At 70.1% G+C, this 23,594-nt stretch carries 16 protein-coding genes and 1 pseudogene; 8 read left to right on the forward strand and 9 right to left on the reverse strand.

All coding sequences use genetic code 11. From position 1 onward, the window contains the following. Nucleotides 1–28: 28 nt before the first annotated feature. Entirely contained in the window at nucleotides 29–2,542 is a 2,514-nt protein-coding gene (locus ABT001_RS23810; protein WP_351280915.1) for a DEAD/DEAH box helicase, read from the reverse strand. Nucleotides 2,543–2,698: 156 nt separating this feature from the next. Here ABT001_RS23810 and ABT001_RS23815 point away from each other — a divergent pair, with 156 nt between their 5' ends. After that, on the forward strand, nucleotides 2,699–3,490 hold the full coding sequence (locus tag ABT001_RS23815; protein ID WP_351280917.1) for a metal-dependent hydrolase: 792 nt from the start codon (nucleotides 2,699–2,701) through the stop codon (nucleotides 3,488–3,490). A gap of 55 nt (nucleotides 3,491–3,545) precedes the next feature. Further along, the gene (locus ABT001_RS23820; RefSeq protein WP_351280919.1) at nucleotides 3,546–5,081 is read left to right on the forward strand and encodes an ATP-dependent DNA ligase; all 1,536 of its coding nucleotides are present in this window, start codon (nucleotides 3,546–3,548) and stop codon (nucleotides 5,079–5,081) included. A gap of 46 nt (nucleotides 5,082–5,127) precedes the next feature. Here the strand turns inward: ABT001_RS23820 and ABT001_RS23825 are convergent, their stop codons facing one another. From ABT001_RS23825 to ABT001_RS23850, 6 genes and pseudogenes are all read right to left on the reverse strand, one after another. Continuing rightward, nucleotides 5,128–6,489: an NAD(P)/FAD-dependent oxidoreductase gene (locus ABT001_RS23825; protein ID WP_351280922.1), complete on the reverse strand. Its 1,362-nt coding sequence runs from the start codon at nucleotides 6,487–6,489 to the stop codon at nucleotides 5,128–5,130. A 242-nt stretch (nucleotides 6,490–6,731) separates the two neighbouring features. Further along, nucleotides 6,732–8,513 (reverse strand): ABC transporter ATP-binding protein, encoded by a 1,782-nt coding sequence (locus ABT001_RS23830; RefSeq protein ID WP_351280925.1) that lies wholly within the window; start codon nucleotides 8,511–8,513, stop codon nucleotides 6,732–6,734. Further along, nucleotides 8,510–10,348 (reverse strand): ABC transporter transmembrane domain-containing protein, encoded by a 1,839-nt coding sequence (locus ABT001_RS23835; protein WP_351280927.1) that lies wholly within the window; start codon nucleotides 10,346–10,348, stop codon nucleotides 8,510–8,512. Before ABT001_RS23835 ends, ABT001_RS23830 begins: the two co-directional genes overlap by 4 nt. Before the next feature lie 154 nt (nucleotides 10,349–10,502). Then, nucleotides 10,503–11,951 carry a Gfo/Idh/MocA family protein gene (locus ABT001_RS23840; protein ID WP_351280930.1) on the reverse strand — a complete coding sequence of 483 codons (1,449 nt, stop codon included), beginning with the start codon at nucleotides 11,949–11,951 and terminating at the stop codon, nucleotides 10,503–10,505. A gap of 261 nt (nucleotides 11,952–12,212) precedes the next feature. Continuing rightward, nucleotides 12,213–15,163: pseudogene (locus ABT001_RS23845) on the reverse strand (FAD-binding and (Fe-S)-binding domain-containing protein). 46 nt (nucleotides 15,164–15,209) lie between these two features. Further along, the gene (locus tag ABT001_RS23850) at nucleotides 15,210–15,656 is read right to left on the reverse strand and encodes a MarR family winged helix-turn-helix transcriptional regulator (RefSeq protein WP_351280933.1); all 447 of its coding nucleotides are present in this window, start codon (nucleotides 15,654–15,656) and stop codon (nucleotides 15,210–15,212) included. Between the two features lie 155 nt (nucleotides 15,657–15,811). Here ABT001_RS23850 and ABT001_RS23855 point away from each other — a divergent pair, with 155 nt between their 5' ends. The 3 genes from ABT001_RS23855 (at nucleotide 15,812) to ABT001_RS23865 (ending at nucleotide 19,327) form a co-directional block, all read left to right on the forward strand. After that, nucleotides 15,812–17,617, forward strand: coding sequence for an ABC transporter ATP-binding protein (locus ABT001_RS23855; RefSeq protein WP_351280936.1), 1,806 nt, complete (start codon nucleotides 15,812–15,814; stop codon nucleotides 17,615–17,617). Nucleotides 17,618–17,912: 295 nt separating this feature from the next. Continuing rightward, entirely contained in the window at nucleotides 17,913–18,338 is a 426-nt protein-coding gene (locus tag ABT001_RS23860) for a MarR family winged helix-turn-helix transcriptional regulator (protein ID WP_351280939.1), read from the forward strand. Between the two features lie 98 nt (nucleotides 18,339–18,436). After that, the gene (locus ABT001_RS23865) at nucleotides 18,437–19,327 is read left to right on the forward strand and encodes an NmrA/HSCARG family protein (protein ID WP_351280942.1); all 891 of its coding nucleotides are present in this window, start codon (nucleotides 18,437–18,439) and stop codon (nucleotides 19,325–19,327) included. 108 nt (nucleotides 19,328–19,435) lie between these two features. On the opposite strand, the gene ABT001_RS23870 is transcribed toward ABT001_RS23865, so the two are convergent. Continuing rightward, a complete protein-coding gene (locus ABT001_RS23870) occupies nucleotides 19,436–19,831 on the reverse strand; it encodes a cupin domain-containing protein (RefSeq protein ID WP_351280944.1) in 396 nt (131 codons plus the stop codon). A 52-nt stretch (nucleotides 19,832–19,883) separates the two neighbouring features. Here ABT001_RS23870 and ABT001_RS23875 point away from each other — a divergent pair, with 52 nt between their 5' ends. After that, a complete protein-coding gene (locus ABT001_RS23875) occupies nucleotides 19,884–20,876 on the forward strand; it encodes a GlxA family transcriptional regulator (RefSeq protein WP_351280947.1) in 993 nt (330 codons plus the stop codon). Between the two features lie 346 nt (nucleotides 20,877–21,222). Then, the gene (locus tag ABT001_RS23880; protein WP_351280950.1) at nucleotides 21,223–21,447 is read left to right on the forward strand and encodes a hypothetical protein; all 225 of its coding nucleotides are present in this window, start codon (nucleotides 21,223–21,225) and stop codon (nucleotides 21,445–21,447) included. Nucleotides 21,448–22,160: 713 nt separating this feature from the next. On the opposite strand, the gene ABT001_RS23885 is transcribed toward ABT001_RS23880, so the two are convergent. Next, complete coding sequence (locus ABT001_RS23885; RefSeq protein ID WP_351280952.1) at nucleotides 22,161–22,610, reverse strand: DUF6069 family protein; 450 nt, start codon at nucleotides 22,608–22,610, stop codon at nucleotides 22,161–22,163. A gap of 452 nt (nucleotides 22,611–23,062) precedes the next feature. On the opposite strand from ABT001_RS23885, the gene ABT001_RS23890 reads away from it, so the two are divergent. Then, nucleotides 23,063–23,545, forward strand: a complete 483-nt coding sequence (locus ABT001_RS23890; protein WP_351280955.1) for a MarR family winged helix-turn-helix transcriptional regulator — start codon at nucleotides 23,063–23,065, stop codon at nucleotides 23,543–23,545. Nucleotides 23,546–23,594 lie beyond the last annotated feature (49 nt).

Here is a 23,594-nt window from a genome sequence, read left to right on the forward strand (position 1 = left end):
CTTCTCCACTCTCCTGGCCGGTGCGCCGTCACAGCCGGCCCACGGCCGTGACCCGGACGACTGCCCGGCCCTCCTCGTCGGAGGCCGCGAGATCGACCTCCGCACGGATTCCCCAGTCGTGATCCCCCGCCGGGTCGGCGAACGCCTGCCACACCCGCCACAGACCGTGCTCGGGGTCCTCGTCGATCTTCAGCAGCTTCGGTCCGCGCGCGTCCGGGCCCGTCCCCAGGTCCTCGTGCTCGTCCCAGTAGCCGTCCATCGCCTCGCCCCAGGCGTCCTCGTCCCAGCCCGCGTCGCCGTCCAGCTCGCCCAGGTCACGGACGCGGTCCAGCGCGGCCAGTTCCACCCGGCGGAACATCGCGTTGCGCACCAGGACCCGGAAGGCGCGGGCGTTGGCCGTGACCGGCTTGACCTCGTCGGCCCGCTCCTGCGCCTGCTCGGCGGTCTCCACCTCAGGGTTGGCCAGCTGCTCCCACTCGTCCAGCAGGCTGGAGTCCACCTGACGCACCATCTCGCCGAGCCAGGAGATCAGGTCCTCGAGGTCCTCCGACTTCAGATCGTCCGGAATGGTGTGCTCCAGAGCCTTGTACGCACTCGCCAGATAGCGCAGCACGATGCCCTCGGTACGGGCCAGCTCGTAGTTCGACGTGAACTCCGTGAAGGTCATGGCACGTTCGTACATGTCGCGGATCACCGACTTCGGCGACACGGGGTGGTCGCCGACCCACGGGTGGCTCGTGCGGTACACGTCGTAGGCATGCCAGAGCAGCTCACTCAACGGCTTCGGGTACGTGACCTCCTGGAGCCGCTCCATCCGCTCCTCGTACTCGACACCGTCCGCCTTCATCTGCCCCACGGCCTCGCCGCGCGCCTTGTTCTGCTGGGCGGCCAGGATCTGCCGCGGGTCGTCGAGCGTCGACTCGACGACGGAGACCATGTCCAGGGCGTACGAAGGTGATTCGGCGTCCAGCAGATCGAAGGCGGCCAGCGCGAACGTGGACAGCGGCTGGTTGAGCGCGAAGTCCTGCTGGAGATCGACGGTGAGCCGTACGATCCTGCCCTCGGCGTCGGGCGTGTCGAGCTGCTCCACGACACCGCCGTCGAGCAGCGAGCGGTAGATCGCGATGGCCCGGCGGATGTGCCGGAGCTGCGCCCGGCGCGGCTCGTGATTGTCCTCCAGCAGATGGCGCATCGCAGCGAAGGCGTTGCCCGGGCGGGCGATCACCGACAGCAGCATCGTGTGCGTGACCCGGAAACGGGAGGTCAGCGGCTCGGGCTCGGACTGGATCAACTTGTCGAAGGTCGTCTCCGACCAGGCGACGAAACCCTCGGGGGCCTTCTTGCGGACCACCTTGCGCTTCTTCTTCGGATCGTCACCGGCCTTCTTGACGGCCTTCTCGTTCTCGATGACGTGCTCGGGTGCCTGCGCGACGACGAAGCCCGCCGTGTCGAACCCGGCCCGGCCGGCGCGGCCCGCGATCTGGTGGAACTCACGGTTGCGCAGCGTCCGCACACGCGTCCCGTCGTACTTGGTCAGGGCGGTGAACAGCACCGTGCGGATGGGCACGTTGACCCCGACGCCCAGGGTGTCCGTCCCGCAGATGACCTTCAGGAGGCCCGCCTGCGCGAGCTTCTCCACGAGCCGGCGGTACTTGGGGAGCATGCCCGCGTGGTGCACCCCGATCCCGTGCCGCACGTAGCGGGAGAGGTTCTGGCCGAACTTGGTGGTGAAGCGGAAGCTGCCGATCAGGTCGGCGATCTTCTCCTTCTCCTCCTTCGTGCACATGTTGATGCTCATCAGCGACTGAGCCCGCTCGACGGCAGCGGCCTGTGTGAAGTGCACGATGTACACGGGCGACTGCCGGGTGTCCAGGAGCTCGGTGAGCGTCTCCGTGATGGGCGTCAGCCGGTACTCGTAGCTCAGTGGCACCGGCCGGGTCGCGGAACGCACCACGGAGGTCGGGCGCCCGGTGCGGCGCGTCAGGTCCTTCTCGAACATCGACACGTCGCCGAGCGTCGCCGACATCAGCACGAACTGGGCCTGCGGCAGCTCCAGGATCGGGATCTGCCAGGCCCAGCCGCGGTCCTGTTCCGCGTAGAAGTGGAACTCGTCCATCACGACCTGGCCGATGTCGGCGTACTTGCCGTCACGCAGCGCGATCGAGGCGAGCACCTCGGCGGTGCAGCAGATGACCGGGGCGTCGGCGTTGACCGAGGCGTCACCGGTCAGCATGCCGACGTTCTCCGTGCCGAAGAGCTTGCACAGGTCGAAGAACTTCTCCGAGACCAGCGCCTTGATCGGCGCGGTGTAGAAGGTGACCTTGTCCTGCGCCAGTGCCGTGAAGTGCGCACCCGCCGCGACCAGGCTCTTTCCGGACCCGGTGGGGGTGGAAAGGATCACGTTCGCCCCGGAGACCACCTCGATCAGCGCCTCCTCCTGAGCTGGATAGAGGGTGATGCCCTGCGATTCGGTCCATGACGAGAAGGCCTCGAAGAGGGCGTCCGGGTCGGCGGTCGGGGGCAGCTGATCGATAAGGGTCACGCCCCCATCTTGCATGCCTCCGGCCCGGATGAGGGAACCGGAGGATCCGGCGAAGATCACGGACGATACGCTTCCCACTCAACTCGGCTGCCGCACAGAGACGATGGCGGCCCGGCCCGGGCACGCGGCCGAATCACGATGGGGGCGGGAACAGCCATGATGGGACCGGCACACTCTCTGTCAGGGGCAGCGGCCTGGCTGGGGGTGGGTGCCGCAGCCGCCGCCGCGGGCCACACGATGCCCTGGCCCGTCCTCGTCGTGGGCGCCCTGATCACCGCCGGCGCCGCGCTCGCCCCGGACCTCGACCACAAGTCGGCCACCATCTCCCGGGCCTTCGGGCCGGTCTCCAAGGCACTCTGCGAGATAGTCGACAAGCTCTCCTACGCCGTCTACAAGGCGACACGGGGCCCCGGCGACCCGCGCAGGACCGGTGGGCACCGCACCCTCACCCACACGTGGCTCTGGGCGGTACTGATCGGTGGCGGAGCTTCGGCCGCCGCCGTCTTCGGAGGCCGCTGGGCGGTGCTGGCCATCCTCTTCGTGCACCTCGTGCTCGCGGTGGAAGGCCTGCTGTGGCGGGCGGCCCGGGTCTCCAGCGACGTCCTCGTCTGGCTGCTCGGCGCGACCAGCGCATGGATCCTCGCGGGCGTCCTCGACCAGCCGGGCAACGGTTCGGACTGGCTCTTCGGCGCACCCGGGCAGGAATACCTCTGGCTGGGGCTGCCGATCGTGCTCGGCGCCCTCGTCCACGACATCGGCGACGCACTGACCGTCTCGGGCTGCCCGATCCTGTGGCCCATCCCGCTGGGCCGCAAGCGCTGGTACCCGATCGGTCCGCCCAAGGCGATGCGGTTCCGGGCCGGCAGCTGGGTGGAGCTCAAGGTGCTGATGCCCGCCTTCATGATCCTCGGAGGAGTGGGCGGCGCGGCGGCGCTCAACGTCATCTGAGCCGGCGTGCCCCGCTCCGGGGGCGGTGTCCCCGGTCGCGTAGGACCATGGCCGCATGCTGCTCGCCAGGCTCGCCCACGTGTCCCGGGAGGTCGCCGCGACATCGGCCCGGACCCGGAAGACGGCCCTGCTCGCAGGACTCTTCCGGGAAGCCGGGCCGGACGACGTCCCGGTCGTCATCCCGTATCTCGCCGGCCGCCTCCCGCAGGGACGGCTCGGGATCGGATGGAGCGTCCTGCGCGCCCCGGTGACGCCCGCCGACGTGCCCACGCTGACCGTGACGGAGACCGACGCGGAACTGACCGCGATCGGCGCCCTGACCGGCACGGGGTCGCAGGCCGCCCGTAAGGAGCGGCTGACACGGCTGCTCGGAGCCGCCACCGCGGACGAGCAGCACTTCCTGCGCGGACTGCTCACCGGCGAGGTACGCCAGGGGGCTCTGGACGCCGTGGCCGTCGATGCCCTGGCCGACGCGGCGGGGGCCCCGCCCGCCGACGTGCGGCGCGCGGTCATGCTCGCCGGATCGCTCGGCCCCGTCGCCCGTAAGCTCCTCGCGGAGGGCCCCGGGGCGCTCGCCTCCTTCCGGCTCACCGTCGGCCGTCCCGTCCAGCCCATGCTGGCGCACACCGCCCGGTCGGTGACCGAGGCGATCGACCGGCTGGGTCCCTGTGCCGTCGAGGAGAAGCTGGACGGGATCCGCGTCCAGGTGCACCGGGACGGGCCACGGGTACGCGCCTACACCCGCACCCTCGACGACATCACCGACCGGCTCCCCGAACTCGCCGAAGCGGTAGCCGGCTTCCCCGCCGACCGGTTCGTCCTGGACGGCGAGGTGATCGCGCTCGGCGACGACGGAAGGCCCCGGCCTTTCCAGGAGACCGCCGGCCGCGTGGGATCCCGGCGCGACGTCGCCACCGCGTCCGGCGCCGTCCCCGTGGTTCCCGTCTTCTTCGACGCGCTGTACGTCGGCGGGCGTGACCTCCTCGACCTCCCCTTCGCCGAACGCCACCGGGAACTGGCCGCGCTCGTGCCCGAGCACATGCGCGTACGACGCGTCGTCGTCCAGGACCCCACGGACGAAGCGCAGCGCGGGGCCGCGGTGGAGTTCTCCGAGGCCACGCTGGCCCGCGGCCACGAGGGCGTCGTGGTCAAGGGGGACGGGGCGGCGTACAGCGCGGGGCGCCGGGGCGCCTCCTGGCTGAAGGTGAAGCCCGTGCACACCCTGGACCTCGTGGTGCTGGCCGCCGAATGGGGGCACGGCAGACGCACCGGCAAGCTCTCCAACCTGCACCTGGGGGCGCGCCGGGAGGACGGCACGTTCGCGATGCTCGGCAAGACCTTCAAAGGGCTGACCGACGCCATGCTGACCTGGCAGACCGGACGCCTCCGGGAGCTGGCCACCGGGGACGACGGAAACGTGGTGACGGTCCGCCCGGAACTCGTCGTGGAGATCGCCTACGACGGACTCCAGAGCTCCACCCGCTACCCGGCGGGTGTCACCCTGCGGTTCGCCCGGGTCCTGCGCTACCGCGAGGAGAAACGGGCCGAGGAGGCGGACACCGTCGACACGGTTCTCTCCCGCCGGACATGACTCCGGCCCCCGCCCACGCGACGGGGCGGGGGCCGGGGCGAGCGGCTCAGCCGCGGGCCCGCGCTCCGGCGGTGTGCGCGCGGATCTCGTCCGGCGTGAGGTAGGCGTCGGTGTACTCGAAGTCGCGCAGCGTGGCCGCCTTCCGGGACTGGAAACCCGTGCGGACGAAGTCGTCACCGGCGATCGCGTTGAGCAGCCAGTTGGTCATGACCCGGGTCTTGGCGACGTTCGTCCGCAACGCCGCCCAGTGGTACCCGCGCGCCGCGGCCTGGGCCGGCATGCCCTTCAGCTCGATGCCCAGCGGCTTGGACACAGCGTCCCGGCCGCCGAGGTCCACCACCAGGCCGAGGTCCTTGTGGACGTACGGCTGCAACGGGCGGCCGCGCAGGGACGCGATGATGTTGTCCGCGAGCTTGCGGCCCTGGCGCATGGCGTGCTGGGCGGTGGGCGGGCAGATCGCGCCGTCCCCCTTGGCCAGGTCCGGTACCGCCGCCGCGTCGCCGAGCGCGAACACGCCGTCGACGCCGGGCAGGGTCATCTCCGGCGTCACGGCGAGTCGGCCGCGTACCGTCTCCGAGCCGAGGGTGGCGACGAGCGGACTCGCCGCGACCCCCGCGGTCCAGATCAAGGTGCGGCACGGCAGCACCCGGCCGTCCGTGAACGTCACCCTGTCCGGCCCCGCCTCGGCCACGGAGACACCGAGAGAGACCTCGATGCCGCGCTTGCGCAGGATCTCCAGGGCGCTGAGACCGAGCTTGTCGCCGAGCTCCGGCATGAGCTTGGGCGCGATGTCGATCAGATGCCACTTGATCAACCTGGGATCGAGACGGGGATAGTGCTTGACGGCGTTGCTGGTGAGCAGTTGAAGACACGCGGCCGTCTCCGTACCGGCGTACCCGCCGCCCACCACCACGAACTGCAGCCGGGACGCCCGCTCCTCCTCGTCGTGACTGGCGTCGGCCAGATCCAGCTGGGAGATGACGTGGTCCCGGATGTAGGCGGCCTCGGCCAGGGTCTTCATGCCCCGGGCGTTGTCGACCAGTCCGGGGATGTCGAACGTCCGGGTGACGCTGCCGGCGGCCATCACGAGGTAGTCGTACGGCTCGTTCACGATCTCGTCCGTGATCTTGCGGATCACGCAGACCTTCGCCTTCGTGTCCACTCCGATGGCCCCGCCCGGCACGATCCGGGTGCGGTGCCGGCGGCTCCGGCGCAGCGAGACGGCGACGGACTGGGGAGTGAGCACCCCGGACGCGACCTGGGGGAGCAACGGCAGGTAGAGCTGGTACGAGAACGGGGTGACGAGCGCGATGTCCGCCTCGCCGGGCGCGAGACTGCGCTCCAGCCGGCGCACGCACTCGACCCCGGCAAAGCCGGCGCCGACAACGAGAATCCTGGGTCGTGCCACGGTGTGCGTCCCTTCTCGGGCTTACGCGGTCATCGCTCGCCTGCCCCGTATCCGGGGCCAGTCACTTCTCATCCTCACCTCGGAGGAAAGACTTCGCCTCCTGTGAGGCGGGCGAAGCCGCCGGGGCGGGCAACCGCCGCCGCCCCGGCCCGACGACCTACGTGAACGTCAGCGACACCCGCGACCGTCCCCGTCGACCTGGACAGCCGCGGCAGCACCGGACCCGCCCCGTCCGAGTCCCCTCAGCCGTGCCAGGAGCGCCACAGCGCCGCGTACGCGCCGTCCGCGGCCACGAGTTCGTCGTGGCTGCCCAGTTCGCTGATCCGGCCGTCCTCGACCACCGCGATCACGTCCGCGTCGTGCGCCGTGTGCAGCCGGTGCGCGATCGCGATCACCGTCCGGCCGTCGAGCACCCTGGCCAGCGACCGCTCCAGGTGCCGGGCGGCCCGCGGGTCGAGCAGCGAAGTCGCCTCGTCCAGCACCAGCGTGTGCGGGTCCGCGAGGACGAGCCTGGCCAGGGCGATCTGCTGCGCCTGCGCCGGGGTGAGCACCAGACCGCCCGAGCCGACCTCGGCGTCCAGCCCCCCGTCGAGGGCCTTCGCCCAGCCGTCCGCGTCCACTGCCGCGAGCGACGCCCACAGCTCCGCGTCCTCGGCGTCCGTACGGGCGAGCAGGAGGTTGTCCCGGAGCGAGCCCACGAACACGTGGTGCTCCTGGTTCACGAGTGCCACATGGGTCCGTACCCGCTCCGCCGTCATCCGGGACAGCTCGGCACCTCCCAGCGAGACCGAACCGGCACGGGGAGCGTAGATCCCCGCCAGCAACCGCCCCAGCGTGGACTTGCCCGCCCCGGACGGCCCGACCAGCGCCAGCCGCGTACCGGGGGCGACGTCCAGGGACACCCTGTGCAGGACGTCGACGCCCGCGCGGTAGCCGAAGTGCACCTCATCGGCCCTCACCTCCCGGCCGTCGGGCCCGACGAGTTCGTCACCCGCGTCGGGTTCGATCTCCCGGACACCGACGAGCCTGGCCAGCGACACCTGGGCGACCTGCAGCTCGTCGTACCAGCGCAGGATCAGGCCGAGCGGGTCCACCATCATCTGGGCCAGGAGCGCCCCCGTCGTCAGCTGCCCGACGGTCATCCAGCCCTCGATCACGAACCAGCCGCCGAGCATCAGCACCGCGCCGAGGATCGTCACGTACGTGGTGTTGATGACGGGGAAGAGCACCGAGCGCAGGAACAGGGTGTACCGCTCCCAGGCCGTCCACTCCTTGACCCGCCGGTCCGACAGCGCGATCCGGCGCGCCCCCAGCCGGTGCGACTCCACGGTCCGCCCGGCGTCCACGGTCTCGGCGAGCACGGCGGCGACCGAGGCGTAGCCCGCCGCCTCCGAGCGGTACGCGGAGGGCGCCCGACGGAAGTACCAGCGGCAGCCGGCGATCAGCACCGGGAGTGCGATCAGCACGGCGAGTGCCAGCGGCGGGGCGGTGAGCGTCAGCGCACCGAGCAGCAGCCCGGCCCAGACCACGCCGATCGCCAACTGCGGAACGGCCTCACGCATCGCGTTGGCCAGCCGGTCGATGTCCGTCGTGATCCTGGACAGCAGATCCCCGGTGCCGGCCCGCTCCAGGACGCCGGGCGGCAGCTTGACCGACCGTACGAGGAAGTCCTCGCGCAGATCGGCGAGCATCTCCTCACCGAGCACGGCCCCACGCAGCCGCATCGTCCGCGTGAACACGGTCTGCACGACCAGCGCCAGCGCGAAGACAGCGGCGGTGCGTTCCAGATGGAGGTCGGTGACCCCGTTCGAGAGGTCCTCCACGAGTCCGCCCAGCAGGTACGGGCCGGTGATCGACGCGATCACCGCCACGGCGTTGACCGTGATGAGGAGGATGAAGGGGGTGCGGTGACGCCGCAGCAGCGCACTCACGTAAGCCCGTACCGTCGTCGGCGTGCCGACCGGCAGGGTCGTCGCCGACTGCGGTGCCGCCGGGTCGTACTCCGGTGGTGCCAGCCCGATCATGCGCTCTCCTCGATTTCCTCGGCCGCCCGGGCGGACCGGAATCCGTCGATCGCGGCGGGTTCCTCCCGCGCGGCCGGTGTCGCCGCCTCGTCGTCGGTCTCACGGGTCACGACCGCCCGGTAGCGCGGCTCGTCGCGCAGCAGTTCGCGGTGGCTGCCCGCCGCCACGACCGTTCCTCCGTGGAGGAGCACGACGCGGTCGGCCAGATCCAGCAGCAGCGGCGACGAGGCGAACGCCACCGTCGTACGGCCCCGGCGCAGCTGCTCGATGCCGGCGGCGACCCTGGCCTCCGTGTGCGAGTCGACGGCCGACGTCGGCTCGTCGAGCACGAGTGTCTCCGGGTCGGTGACCAGCGAACGGGCCAGTGCCAGCCGCTGCCGCTGACCACCGGACAGCGATCTTCCGCGCTCGGTGATCCGGGTGTTCATCGGGTCGCCGTCCGCGTCGACGGACGCCTGGGCCAGCGCGTCCAGTACGTCACCGCACCGGGCGGCGGCGAGTGCCTCATCGGGTGTCACGGAGCCCGAGGACGGGACGTCCAGCAGTTCCCGCAGCGTCCCGGAGAGCAGCACCGGATCCTTGTCCTGCACCAGCACCGCCTCCCGGGCAGAGGCGAGCGGCAGCTCGTCCAGCGGCACACCGCCGAGCAGCACCGAGAGGGCGGGCCCCGCCTCGTCGTCGGGCTCGGCGTGGCCGCCGAGGCGTTCCGCCAACCGGCCCGCCTCGTCGGGATCACCGCAGACCACGGCGGTGAACAGGCCCTGCGGTGCCATCAGTCCGGTCACCGGGTCGTAGAGGTCGCCCCGCGGCGAACCGGCGTCCGACGTGGGGGGACGGGTGCTGCGACGCAGGGACAGCACCCGGACCGCGCGCTGCGCCGACGGCCGCGAGAAGGAGTACGCCATGGCGATCTCCTCCACGTTGCGCAGCGGGAAGAGCATCAGGGTCGCCGCGCTGTACACGGTGACCAGTTGGCCGACGTCGACCCGGCCGTCCCGGGCCAGCGTCGCGCCGTACCAGACCAGGGAGATCAGCAGCACGCCAGGGAGGAACACCTGGATCGCCGAGATGAGTGCCCACATCCGCGCACTGTGCACAGCCGCCTCGCGTACTTCCTGGGAGGCCCTTCGGTAGCGTTCCAGGAACAGCTCCTCGCCGCCGATGCCGCGCAGCACCCGAAGCCCGGCGACCGTGTCGGAGGCCAGCTCCGTGGCCCGGCCCGCCTTCTCGCGCTGCAGATCCGCCCGGCGTGTGGCCCGGGGGAGCAGGGGCAGGACGGCCAACGCCAGGACGGGGGTGGCGATCGCGACCAGCACACCGAGCGAGGGAAGGTAGAGGACCAGCCCGACGCAGATCAGTACGAGCGCGGTCGCGGCGGCCAGGAAACGTGACAGCGCCTCGACGAACCATCCGATCTTCTCGACGTCGCCCGTGGACACCGCGACCACCTCACCGGCCGCGACCCGGCGGGTCAGCGCCGAACCCAGCTCGGCCGTCCTGCGGGCCAGCAGCTGCTGCACCCGGGCCGCGGCGGTGATCCAGTTGGTGACCGCCGTCCGGTGGAGCATGGTGTCGCCCACGGCGATGAGGACGCCGAGGGCGACGAGGAGGCCGCCGGCCACCGCGAGACCCCGGCCGGAGCTGTCGATGACGGCCTCCACCGCCAGGCCGACGGCGAGCGGCAGGCCCGCGATCGCACAGTGGTGGAGCAGCCCCCAGGCGAGGGACTTGAGCTGGCCGGCGATCTGACTGCGGCCGAGCCAGAACAGGAAGCGTGGGCCTGACCGGACATCGGGATCGCCGGGATCCGAGTACGGAAGATCGCGAATCTGCATGACGTCCCAAGGATCGGAAGGGGCGGAGACCCGCGGGGTCTCGTGGAACTGTGGGGGGACCAAACCGTGCAAGGTTCGCTTCCTGCCCCCGTCCGAGGCAAGTGATTATTTCCTGCGCGCGGGACCGGGCCCCGGCGCCGGGGCCCGGTCCGCCCTACTCGGCGGGCTGCTGGGAGTCCATGCCCGAGCGGGCCTTCTTCCACTCGCCGCGGGTGAAGTCCGGGATCTGCTGCGGGGCACCCCCGGCCTTGATGGAGAGGTGGCTCAGCGGGACCGGCGCGGTCCAGGTGGCCGCGTCGTACACATCGAAGTCGGGGACGAGCCCGAGGCGCATGCACTGCATCAGCCGGAACACCATCATGTAGTCCATCCCGCCGTGCCCGCCGGGCGGGTCGGAGTGCTCCTTCCACAGCCAGTGGTCCCAGTCGGCGTACGCGGAGAAGTCCGCCCACCGGTCGTCGCCGTGATCGGGTTCCAGGTAGATGCGGGTCGGGTAGTCCTCGAAGACGCCCTTCGTGCCTCCGAGGCTGTTGATCCGTGAGTACGGGTGAGGGGTCGACACGTCGTGCTCCAGGCGGATCACCCGGCCCTTGGCGGTCCGGACGAGACTGATCGTCCGGTCGCTCTCGATATAGGTCTCCTTCCAGCTCGGGTCACCGGGCGGCATGTGCTTCTCCCGGTACTCGGAGAGGCCGAGCGCGGGAGAGCCGACACTGGTGATGCTCACCGCGCGATCACCGCGATTGACGTCCATGTAGTTCGCGACGGGCCCGAACCCGTGGTTGGGGTAGAGATCGCCGCGCAGCCGGGTGTGCCACAGCCGGCGCCACGGGCCCTCGTAGTAGTCGGGATCGAACATCAGCCCGCGCAGATCGTGGTTGTACGCGCCCGCGCCGTGCAGCAGGTCGCCGAAGAGCCCGGCGTGCGCCATCCGCAGCACCCGCATCTCGTTGCGGCCGTAGCAGCAGTTCTCCAACTGCACGCAGTGCCGCCGGGTCCGCTCGGAGAGGTCGACCAGTTGCCAGAGCTGGTCGAGCCGCAGTGCGACGGGACACTCGACGCCGACGTGCTTTCCGTTGAGCATGGCGGTCTTCGCCATCTCGAAGTGGAAGTCCCAGGGCGTCGCCACGTAGACGAAGTCGATGTCACCACGCTTGCAGAGGTTCTCGTAGTCGTCCTCGCCGTTCGTGTACACGGCGGGCGTGGGCTGACCCGCCGCCGCGACCTTCGCGGCGGCCTGTTCGACCTTGGCCTTCACGGGGTCGCAGAGCGCGACGACCCGCACCCCGGTGACGGCGAGGAAGAGATCGATCATGCTGCCGCCACGGTTGCCGAGGCCGACGATGCCCACCCGCACGGTGGAACGGCGGTCGAAGGGAACGCCGGCCATGGTGACGCCCTCGCGGACGGGGGAGGCGGGGACGGAGGTGGCGGCCGGTCGGTTCTCCGCCGCCGACGCGGTGCCGCTGCCGAGGGATCCGAACCCGAGCCCCGCACCGGCGATTCCGGCGGCCCCGGCGGTGGTGCGAAGCACGGAACGACGGCTCATCGAGCCGTCGTCCGTGGTCTGTGTGTCCAGATCCTGTGGTGCGTCGTCATTCATCGAGCCTCCAGAAAGGGCGATCCGACGGTGCGCGTACGGGTGCCGGCAGCCCGCGAGGACGCGGGCACCCGGACCTTGGTAAGGACCCTGGAGGGAGAGGCTGTTGTCGCGCAAGGGATGCGATGTGGACTCTCGTGCGTAACCCATGGACTTTGCTGCGGCGGGCCCCGGACGGATGGTGAAGGGCACGGGGAAACGGCCGGGCCGCCGCGCGGGGCCGGGGCCGGGGGAGTCAGGAAGGGACCGGCGGGACCCCCGCTGTCAGAGGACCGGCCGGGTGGCCCGCTCCAGCTCGATCAGCGCCGAGTGGTAGCGGTGGCCCGTCGCCCGGTCCATCCCGATCTCGCACGTCCTGTTCGCCGACAGATAGGCGTCGTACCGCCGGGAGTTGACCTCCGCCGCCTCCTTGGCGGCCGCCGAGTCGGTGAGTTCCTTGTGCAGCATGCCGCGGTCGCCCGCGAAGCCGCAGCAGCCCGCGTCGTCCGGCAGGACGACCTCCTCGGCACACGCCTCGGCCAGCGTACGCAGCTGTGCCACATCGCCCAGATGCTCCATCGAGCAGGTGGGATGCAGTACGGCGGAACCCGTGCGGCGGAACACGGTCAGCGAGGGGAGCAGTTCGTCGGCGGCCCAGACGAGTGAGTCGACGACGGTCAGCTCCCGGTGCAGTGCCCGGTTGTCCTCGGTGAGATACGGAACCACCTCGTGTGCCAGGCCGAGGGTGCACGACGACGCGTCGACGACCAGCGGGACCGCGCCGCCGGCGGTCCAGCCCCAGGCCGCTTCCACGATCCGGTTGGCCATGACCGCGTTGGCCGCGTCGTACCCCTTGGAGTGCCAGATCGTGGCGCAGCAGGTCCCGGCGACGTCCTCGGGGATCCAGACGGGCTTTCCTGCCCGTGCGGACAGGGAGACGAGGGACTCGGCGAGCGACAGCGTCCCCGCACCGTCAGTGCCCTAGGGGCCGGCGAAGATGCGGTTCACACAGGCCGGGTAGTAGACGGCGCTCGCTCCCGTCCGTGAGGTGGGCGGCAGGGCGCGGCGGGCGGCGCCGGGGATCTCGGGCAGCCATTCCGGGATCAGATCCGGATTCACCGCCTTGCGGGCGAGCCGGGTCACAGCCGCGAGCAGCCGGTCACCCGCATGGCGGGTGACCGCGTCCGCCACGCCGAGAGCGACCCGCGCCGAGGACTCGACGGTCTTGAAGTGCCGCGCGGTCAGGGCCGCGACCCGCTCCTCACGAGGGGAGTGCCGGTGATGGCGGAAGTCCTTCATCATCGCCCCGGTGTCGATCCCTACGGGACAGGCGAGCTTGCACGTGGAATCGCCCGCGCAGGTGTCCACCGCGTCGTAGCCGTAGGCGTCCAGCAGCGCTGCCTCGACCGGGGAACCGCCCGGCTGCCGCATCATCTCCCGGCGCAGCACGATCCTCTGACGGGGTGTGGTGGTGAGGTCCTCACTGGGGCAGGTCGGCTCGCAGAACCCGCACTCGATGCACGGGTCGGCGACCGGCTCGACCTCGGGGACGGTCTTGAGCCCTCGCAGATGCGCCGCCGGATCCCGGTCGAGGACGACCCGGGGGGCCAGGACCCCGTCAGGGTCGATGGCCCGCTTCGTGCGCCACATGAGCTCGGTCGCGGTGGGGCCCCATTCCCGCTCCAGGAAGGGGGCGATGTTGCGGCCGGTGGCATGCTCCGCCTTCAGTGATCCGTCGAAACGGTCGACGACGAGCGTGCAGAACTCGTCCATGAACGCGGCGTACCGGTCGACGTCGGACGGCTTCGCGGCGTCGAAGGCGAGCAGGAAGTGCAGATTCCCGTGCGCCGCGTGTCCTGCGACAGCGGCGTCGAAACCGTGGACGGCCTGGAGACCGAGCAGCGCCTCGCAGGCCTCCGAGAGCCGGGACGGGGGTACGGCGAAGTCCTCGGTGATCAGCGTCGTGCCCGAAGGGCGGGAGCCGCCGACCGCGGTGACGAACGCTTTGCGTGCCTTCCAGTACCCGGAGACGGTGGCGGCGTCCCGGGTGAACTCGTTGGTGACCGAGACGGCCGGAGCCACCAGGTCGAGCTCCGCGAGGACCGCGGCCGCCGCCCGCTCGCACGCAGCCAGCGCGTTCTCGTCCGGGGCGCGGAACTCCACCAGCAGTGCTGTCGTGCCCTGCGGGAGCCCCGCCAGTCCGACGGGACACCGTCCACCCGCACCGAGGCGCGCAGGGTGTTGCCGTCCATCAGCTCCACGGCCGCCGCTCCGGCCTCGTTGAACCGCGGCACCGCCGCCGCTGCCGCCGTGAGCGAGCGGAAGAACAGCAAGGCGGAGGTGACCTGTCGGTCGAGGGGCAGGGTGTCGAAGACGACCTCGGAGATGAAGCCGAAGGTTCCCTCGGAACCGACCATCAGCCCCCGCAGGATCTCCACGGGCGTCGATCCGTCGAGGAACGCGTCCAGGCGGTAGCCGTTGGTGTTCTTGATCTCGTACTTGGCGCGGATCCGGGCGGTGAGCCGCTCATCGGCCTCGATCTCCGCCTTGAGGGCCAGCAGCTCGTCGCACAGGCGCGGCTCCGCCTGCCGCTGGAGCTCGTCGGCCTCCTCCTCACCCGTGTCGACGACCGTCCCGCTCGGCAGGACGAAGGTCAGCGAGCAGACCGTACGGTACGAGTTCCTCGTGGTCCCCGCCGTCATTCCCGAGGCGTTGTTCGCCACGACGCCGCCGATGGTGCAGGCGATGGCACTGGCGGGGTCGGGGCCCAGGATCCGGCCGTGCCGGGCGAGAGCGGCGTTGGCCCGCATGACGGTGGTCCCGGGGAGGATGCGGGCCCGGGCGCCGCCTTCCAGCACCTCGATCCCCGTCCAGTGACGGCGTACGTCGACGAGGATGTCCTCTCCTTGCGCCTGGCCGTTGAGGCTGGTGCCGGCGGCCCGGAAGACGACACCGCGGCCGTTGCCGTGCGCGTAGGAGAGGATCGCCGAGACGTCGTCGAGATCCTCGGGCACCAGCACGACCTGCGGCAGGAAGCGGTAGGGGCTGGCGTCGGAGGCGTACCGCACGAGGTCGGAGACCTTCCACAGCACCTTCTCCGGACCGAGCAGAGAGGTCAGGTCGGCCCGCAGCTCCGCCGGGGTCCCGGAGGCCTTCCGGTCCGGCACCCGGTCGAGGGACGGCGCGCGTGGCGTACGGGGGCGCAGGGCCTCCGGCTCCGGCTCCAGCAGCGGCATGTCAGGGTCCCCTCGACGCTGCGGTGCGGCGGCCGCACCGCGTGCCTCAGCAGCGGCGGCGCTCCGGCATTCCGTCGACCAGAGCGGTGAGCAGGCCGCCGAGCACCTCACGCTGCTCGGCGGTCAATGGAGCCAGGATCTCCTCCGCGGCGGCCTTTCGCGCGGCGCGCATCGAACGGAGCACCCCCCGGCCCTCCTCCGTTATTTCGATGCGGACCACCCGGCGATTGGCCGGATCCGGGGCGCGCCGCACCCGGCCGCTCGCCTCCAGACCGTCGACCAGCGTGGTCACGGCGCGTGGGACGACCTCCAGGCGCTCGGCGAGATCGGCCATCCGGGGCGCGCCGTCGTAGTGCGCGGTCGTACGCAGCAGGCGGAACTGGGCCGGGGTGATGCCGATCGGTTCCAGCTGCCGGCTCTGGATGCGCTGGAGGCGGCGAGTGAGCCGCAGCAGCTGCTCGGCGAGCACGCCGTCGGAATCGGGGGAGTCCATGAGGGAACAATATCAGGACCTGGTTCATTGTGAATAGAGGTAACAATGAGCTACGCTCTCAATGGCTAGCCCTCCTGTCAGCCTCCACGGCCCGACCCGCCCTAGGCTGCCGGATGGCCGGGCATCCCACCCGCCGCACGCTCTCGAAGGAGCTCATGAAACCCGACGAACCCACCTGGACGCCTCCGGTCGCGGACTCCGGGCAGCCACCCGCCGAGCTGCGCCGCATCTTCCGGCTCTTCCGTCCCTACCGCGGCCGACTTGCCGTGGTGGGGCTGCTCGTGGGTGCCTCCTCACTGGTGTCGGTCGCCTCCCCGTTCCTGCTCCGCGAGATCCTGGACACCGCGATCCCCCAGGGGCGCACGGGCCTGCTCACGCTGCTCGCGCTCGGCATGATCCTCACCGCCGTGATGAACAGCGTCTTCGGAGTCCTGCAGACCCTGATCTCCACGACGGTCGGCCAGCGCGTCATGCACGACCTGCGCACCGCCGTCTACACACAGCTGCAGCGGATGCCGCTCGCCTTCTTCACCCGGACGCGCACGGGCGAGGTCCAGTCCCGCATCGCGAATGACATCGGCGGCATGCAGGCGACGGTCACCTCCACCGCCACCTCCCTGGTCTCCAACCTGACCTCCGTCATCGCCACCGTGGTGGCCATGCTCGCGCTGGACTGGCGGCTCACCGTCGTCTCGTTGCTCCTGCTGCCCGTCTTCGTCTGGATCAGCCGGCGGGTCGGCCGGGAGCGCAAGAGAATCACCACCCAGCGCCAGAAGCAGATGGCCACGATGGCGGCCACGGTCACCGAGTCGCTTTCGGTCAGCGGCATCCTGCTCGGCCGGACCATGGGGCGCTCGGACTCCCTCACCAAGGCGTTCTCCGAGGAGTCGGAGCGCCTGGTCGACCTCGAGGTGCGGTCCAACATGGCGGGGCGCTGGAGGATGTCGACCATCGGGATCGTGATGGCCGCCATGCCCGCGGTCATCTACTGGGCGGCGGGCCTCACCCTCCAGTCGGGTGCCACGGCCGTCTCCATCGGTACTCTCGTCGCCTTCGTCTCGCTCCAGCAGGGCCTGTTCCGGCCGGCCGTGAGCCTGCTCTCCACCGGTGTGCAGATGCAGACCTCCCTCGCCCTGTTCGCGCGCATCTTCGAGTACCTCGACCTCGACGTCGACATCACCGAGCCCGAGAGCCCCGTCCGGCTGGAGAAGATCCGCGGCGAGGTCGCCTTCGAGGACGTCACCTTCAGCTACGACGAGAAGAACGGCCCGACCCTGTGCGGCATCGACGTGACCGTGCCCGCGGGGAACAGCCTGGCCGTCGTCGGCCCCACCGGATCCGGCAAGTCCACGCTCAGCTATCTGGTGCCGCGGCTGTACGACGTCACTGCGGGCCGGGTCACGATCGACGGCGTCGATGTGCGCGACCTGGACTTCGACACCCTCGCCCGCGCCGTCGGGGTGGTCTCCCAGGAGACCTATCTCTTTCACGCCTCGGTCGCCGAGAACCTCCGCTTCGCCAAACCGGACGCGACGGACGAGGACATCGAGGCCGCGGCCCGCGCGGCGCAGATCCACGACCACATCGCCGGACTGCCCGACGGTTACGACACCCTCGTCGGCGAACGCGGGTACCGCTTCTCAGGCGGCGAGAAGCAGCGGCTGGCGATCGCCCGCACGATCCTCCGGGACCCGCCCGTGCTGATCCTCGACGAGGCGACCAGCGCCCTCGACACACGTACGGAACACGCCGTGCAGCAGGCCATCGACGCCCTGTCGAAGGGCCGCACCACGCTCACCATCGCGCACCGGCTCTCCACCGTCCGGGACGCCGACCAGATCGTGGTGCTGGACGACGGGCGCACTGTCGAGCGCGGCACGCACGAGGAACTACTGGCGCGGGACGGACGCTATGCCGCCCTGATCCGCCGCGACAGCCGGCCCGCCCCGGCCGCCACCTGAGGTGCCGGCGGCGCCTGCATGTGTAGTTTCTCAGTGGGCTGGTCTCTTCTCACCGGATCTGATCCGAGCTTGATCCGTCCCGTCGGTGCCGATCCGCCCGCTGCGGGGGCCAGTGGAGGATGTCGACAACCCTTGCCGGATACTGAGGGTGAAGGGACACGCAAGTCGATCAAAGTGGTCGGGGCAGGAGTGCCAGGCCGGTCTCGCAGGGGTGTGCATCTCCTGGTGAGTGACGTGGGTCTGCCGGCCCGCGACGAGTAGGCTGATCGTTCGTCATCGGACCGGGGAGGTCGGCGTGGACTATGGCGACAAGCTCTTCTGGCTCTCGGTTCTGATCCAACGCAAGTACGCGCAGATCTGCGCCGAGTTCGACCTGACCCCCTCGCAGGCCACGCTGCTCTGCGCAGTCAGGAACGAGCCGCGGCAGATGGCTGACCTCGCCGCGTCGTTGGGTATGACCAAGAACGCACTGAGCCAGCTGGTCGATCGCACCGCGCGGCGCGAGTTGGTCGGCCGGGCGAGCTCGGCGCAGGACCGACGGGTCGTCATGCTCAGTGCGACGCCCACGGGGAAGGTGCTCGCCGAGGCCATTTACGCCGAGGTCGCCAAGCGTCTGCCCGAGATCGCGAGGAACCTCGACGCCGACGACCAGCGCGACTTCGAGCGCGTGGCCACCGCCGTCGTGGAGACCTCGGACCTCTCTTCGCCCACCTCGAACTGACCCATCACACCGTGAGGTCCCGCCACACCCGGACCTTGACGAGGTTCACGCCATGAACTAATTTCGTTCATGGCGTGAACTAACGAAGGGTGGCAGTGATGAGCACACGGACGACCGGCACGATCGCAGTCTTCGGCGCGACGGGGCAACAGGGCGGGGCGGTGGTCGACACGCTGCTGGACCACAAGGCGCGGGTGCGGGCTTTGGTCCGCAACCCGCAGTCCGACCGGGCTCAGGCGCTGGCCGCCCGCGGCGTCGAGCTGGCGGCCATCCGGGCCGACGACCCGGCGTCGCTGGCCGCCGCGCTGGCGACGGTCGAGGGGTTCTACTTCATGACCCCGGAGGCGAACAGCCTCGAAGAGGTCGAGACGGAGGTCCGCATCGGTACCGCGCTCGTCGACGCGGCGGTCGAGGCGGGCGTCCCGCACGTCGTGTTCAACTCGGTCTTCGGGGCGGACCGGGAGTCGGGTGTGCCGCACCACGACTCGAAGCACCGGATCGAGGAGCACCTGAGGAAGTCCGGCCTGAGGGCCGTGATGGTTCGCGCGACCGCCTTCATGGAGAACTTCGCGAGCGTGATGGCACCGAGCCTGGAGCAGGGGGAGATCGTGCTGAGGCTGCCGCTGCCGGAGGGCGTCGCCCTGAAGATGGTCTCGGTCAGGGACATCGGCCGGGTCGCCGCCGCGCTCCTGCTCGACACCGCGGAGGCGCCCGGCGGAGTCGTCGAGCTCGTCGGCGACGAGCTGACGGGCCCCCAGATCGCCGCTGCGTTCGGCGTGTGCGCCGGGCTCCCGGCACGGTACGAGGTCCTCCCGTTGAGCGTGCTTCCCAACGACCTCGACAAGGCGATGTTCCGCGAGTTCGCGAAGGCGGCGGAATGCCCTTCGGACCTCGCGGTGGTGCGCTCGATCGAGCCGGCCACCCTGGATCTGGTCGAGTGGATCCGAGCTACCGGCTGGACCGCGCCCACAAACGTGGCTGGTTCCTGAGCCTCCCGGCCGCTATGAACGCCCCGCGATCGTGCTCACGGTCTCAGTTCTCTGGGCACGGCAACGCACTCGCCAACGGTTAAAGGGGCGTGCCCGAAGCCTGTCGGGTCAGGTGCCGAGTGCGTGTCCGGTTGTCGAGTCGACGTGTTCTGGGATCTCGTCGTGGCGATCGCCCACGGTCGGTGTCCCGGTGGGCTCGAACATGAGGATTGCGGCGCCGGACGGAGCGTACGGCTTGTGCTCCGTGCCTCGGGGGACGGTGAAGACCGCCCCCCGAGGGAGCAGGACCGTGCGCTCCCCGTCGGGCTCGCGCAGGGAGATGCGCAGCTCGCCGTCGAGTACCAGGAAGAACTCGTCGGTGTCGTCGTGCACGTGCCAGATGTGGTCGCCCTCGACCTTGGCGATGCGGACGTCGTAGTCGTTGACGCGCATGACGATACGGGGACTCCACAGGGCGTCGAAGGAGGCCAGGGCCTTGCTGAGAGGGATGGGTTCGCTGCTCATGGGCTCATCCTGAGCCGTTTCGCCTGACCACCGTGAGTGCTAGGAATGGCACATGCCGAAAGAATCCTCGCACGCAGTTCACACGGCGGGCGTACACCGGGTCGTCGTGATCGTGGACGCGAACTCGAACCCCTTCGAGCTCGGCTGCGCGACCGAGGTATTCGGTCTGCGCAGACCGGAGATCGGCCGTGATCTCTACGACTTCAGGCTCTGTTCCCCCGAACCCAGCACCCTGATGCGAGACGGATTCTTCACGCTCACGGGAGTCGCCGATCTGGAAGCGGCCGATGCGGCGGACACTTTGATCGTCCCCAACCGTCCGGACATCGAGGTGCCCCGCCGTCCGGCCGTGCTCGATGCTGTCCGCCGGGCACACGCACGCGGTGCTCGCCTGGTCGGCTTCTGCAGCGGTGCCTTCACACTGGCCGAGGCCGGAGTCCTCGACGGGCGCCGGGCCACCGCGCACTGGCAGTGGGCGGATTCCTTCCGGGCCCGCTTCCCCTCCGTCCGGCTCGAATCAGACGTGCTGTTCGTGGATGACGGTGACATCCTCACTGCGGCAGGCAGTGCGGCTGCGCTCGATCTCGGGTTGCATGTGGTCCGTCGCGACTACGGCGCGGAGGTCGCCAACTCCGTGAGCCGGCGGCTGGTCTTCGCGGCGCACCGGGACGGTGGGCAGCGGCAGTTCGTGGAGCGTCCCATGCCCGACCTGCCGGACGAGTCCTTGGCGCCTGTTCTGGCCTGGGCCCAGGAGCGGTTGGACTCGCCGCTCACCGTGTCCGGCCTTGCGGCGTGTGCGGCGGTGAGTCCGGCGACGCTGCATCGCCGCTTCCAGGCGCAACTGGGCACGACGCCGCTGGCGTGGCTGACGGGGGAACGGCTCTCTCTGGCGTGCCGGTTGATCGAGCGAGGTGAGTCGCGCTTCGAGGTGGTCGCGCGACGCAGCGGGCTTGGCACCGCTGCCAATCTGCGCAGGCTGATGCGCCGCGAGACCGGCGTCACACCGTCGGCGTACAAGCGCCGGTTCGGTCCGGAGGTGAACTGACGGCGGGCATTCCCCGCCGACGGACCACGTGTGCTTCATCGTCTGCTGTCGCCAGGGGCGAGCAGGCGGAGAACGCCACCGCAGGTGACAGGACGAACTTCCCCGGATGACAGGGCGCTCTATGTGGGCGACTTCAGGCCGGCCTTGCCGTCGATGGCCCACCGCTCACCCACCAGGGCCGACATGGGCTCGGCGCACGTTCTGACACCGATGTTCCTCGGACCCCGAGAGTCCCCTGGGCGCATGGAAACCGAAGTCTCTTCAGTGCGAACCCATGGGCCCACCGGTGTGCTTCAGCTCAGTGGATCCGTGGTTCGGGTGTAACACGCGGATGCTGAGTGAGCCGATGAGCCTCGGTCAGAACCTCGGCGTCGACGTGTGCCGATGTCCTGTCGCCGTATTCGAGGATGTCGTACTCGTCGTCCAGGTCGGCGAGTCGTTCGCGCTGATCCAGTGGTCGCCGGCGCGGTTGGACTTCGTCGCGCGGCCCGACTGTGAATCGGTCGGACACGGTGAGAACGCCGCAGGAATTACGAAGTTCACGCCACAAGACCACGGAGCACACGAATGAGGAACACCCCCTGGCCGAGGGCAGGGACTCAGCGGGGCTCAGAGGAACTCGCGGGGTGTCGCACATTCTCGCCAGGACGCAGGCAAGGCGATCGCACGGCAGCGCCGCCGCTCCCGTGGGACGGGGAGCGGCGGCGCCGTTGTCCGGAGGTGGTCAGACGAGCCAACCCACGAAGTGGACGACGCCGGCGAGCAGGTCGGTCAGGAAGTTCATGCGGTGATTCTCCTTGTGCATGGTGCATCTGTGGGACATGCGCAGTAGCGGTCTGCAGCCCGCCGTGTGCGTGCAGTAATCATCGATCAGTGGGCGGTGGTTGGGCAATCAAAACTCGAACGATCACGCGTTCGAGCGAACATCCGATCCCGTGTTCGTGTGTTCTCCTGCTGGAGTCACTGTCAGTGCGCCCCGGCGCTTGCGGTCGAATTTTTCGAGACCGAGCGATACCTGCTGCGTGGAGACGCCGTCGGGGTGCTCGTCCCTCGGGACGGGTGCGGTGCGGTACGCGAGCGTGCGCAGTTGGGAAGGGCGGGTTCGGCCGAGCGGAGCGGCTCGGCCCGGCTGAACCCGCCTTGGGGTGTAGCTGTTCTGCGGTTCAGTACGTCGTGTACCGCGGAGCCGCGAGTCCCGGGCGCGTGGAGGGGCACCGGCCGCCGTGTGTGAGTGCGCAACGGCCCAGGCGGGAGCCTCCGGTATCGACCGGCGCCGCTCGGGGGTCAGTCGCGGTAGTGGACGGGCAGGGCGCGCCGGTAGACGAGAACGCTGATCACCGCGACAACGACGTGCATGAGCAGTAGGGCGACGACCCCGGTGGCGTCGGCGTCAGGCGTGTAGTCGCTGACGAGCATCGCCAGGTCAGGGACGAAGGAGACGACGACAACGACGGGAACGAGGATGCTGAGGAGCCTGGAGGCGTTCGGCCGGCGGCGGACGAGGGCCCAGCCGGCGGCGCCGATCAGGACGCCGAGGACGGTGAACGAGATGTAGGCGCCCGGCTGCAGCGGCTGGAAGTTGTCGGAGGCTCCGGCGGCCAGCGCGATGACCGCCACAAGAGTGTTGGCGAGGCACGATGCCACGACCGCACCCGCCAGCAGCCCGGCAACCTTCAGAGGGGACGGCTGGGACGCGGACGTGGAGGTGACGGAAGTCGAGGACGGGGTCGGCATAGGTCGTCCAATCAAAATTGCCGGCAGTCGCGGCAAGAGGGGGGATAAGAGGGTGCAAAGAGACGGCTGACGCTCAGAATGCGTAAGGAACCGAAACGGCCCCCGGCCACGACCGCGGCGGACGGAACACGCCCCGCGCTCCGAGGACTTCCGGGGCGCCGATGGTCTGGGCAGTCCCTTCCGGGACGTACTCGGCCCGGATCATTCCCGAGCCGGCCGGCTTCTGCCTGGGCCGACTCCGCTTCACGGCACCAGCGGCAAGGAAGGCCACGGTCGGGAGAGCCGCGATGATCCACAAGGTGACGTTCATCAAGCTCCCCTCTGACCGATGAGTTGAACTTTCAAGTTGAAAGGTAAGGCTCAATCACTTGAATGGTCAAGACATGTAGCCCGGTGACCGAGCCGAGGGAGGGCCGCTCTTCAGCTTGATGATTCAAGTTAGGGTGGAGAGCGTGAGCGAAGATGAGCCTCGGTGGCTGGATGATGATGAAAAGGCGACCTGGAGGGCGCTGGCCGGCACGGTCATTCGGCTGCCGGCGGCCCTGGACGCCCAGTTGCAGCGCGACGCGGGCATCAGTCACTTCGAATACCAGGTGCTGGCCGGTCTTTCCACCGCACCTGAGCGCACGCTGCGCATGAGCGTCCTGGCCGACTTCGTCGACGGGTCGCTGTCGCGGCTCTCCCACACGGTCAAACGGCTGGAGAAGGAGGGGTGGGTCTGCCGCGCCTCAGATCCTGCGGACGGCCGCTACACCCTGGCCACGCTCACCGGCGAGGGATGGGGCAAGGTCCTCACTGCGGCCCCCGGCCACGTGGGGGAAGTGCGTCGTCTGGTCTTCGACCCGCTCACCAAGCCCCAGCAGAGGCAACTGCGGGAGATCGGCCGCCGCATCACCCGCGCCAGCGCCCCCGGCAGTGACTGTCCCGAAGGGTGAGGAAGTCCCCTGGAGGCGGTTGTGGATGGAGCGCTGCTCCGAGGCGTCG

It is taken from the genome of Streptomyces sp. NPDC002793 (genome assembly GCF_040295485.1).
Lineage (GTDB): Bacteria > Actinomycetota > Actinomycetes > Streptomycetales > Streptomycetaceae > Streptomyces.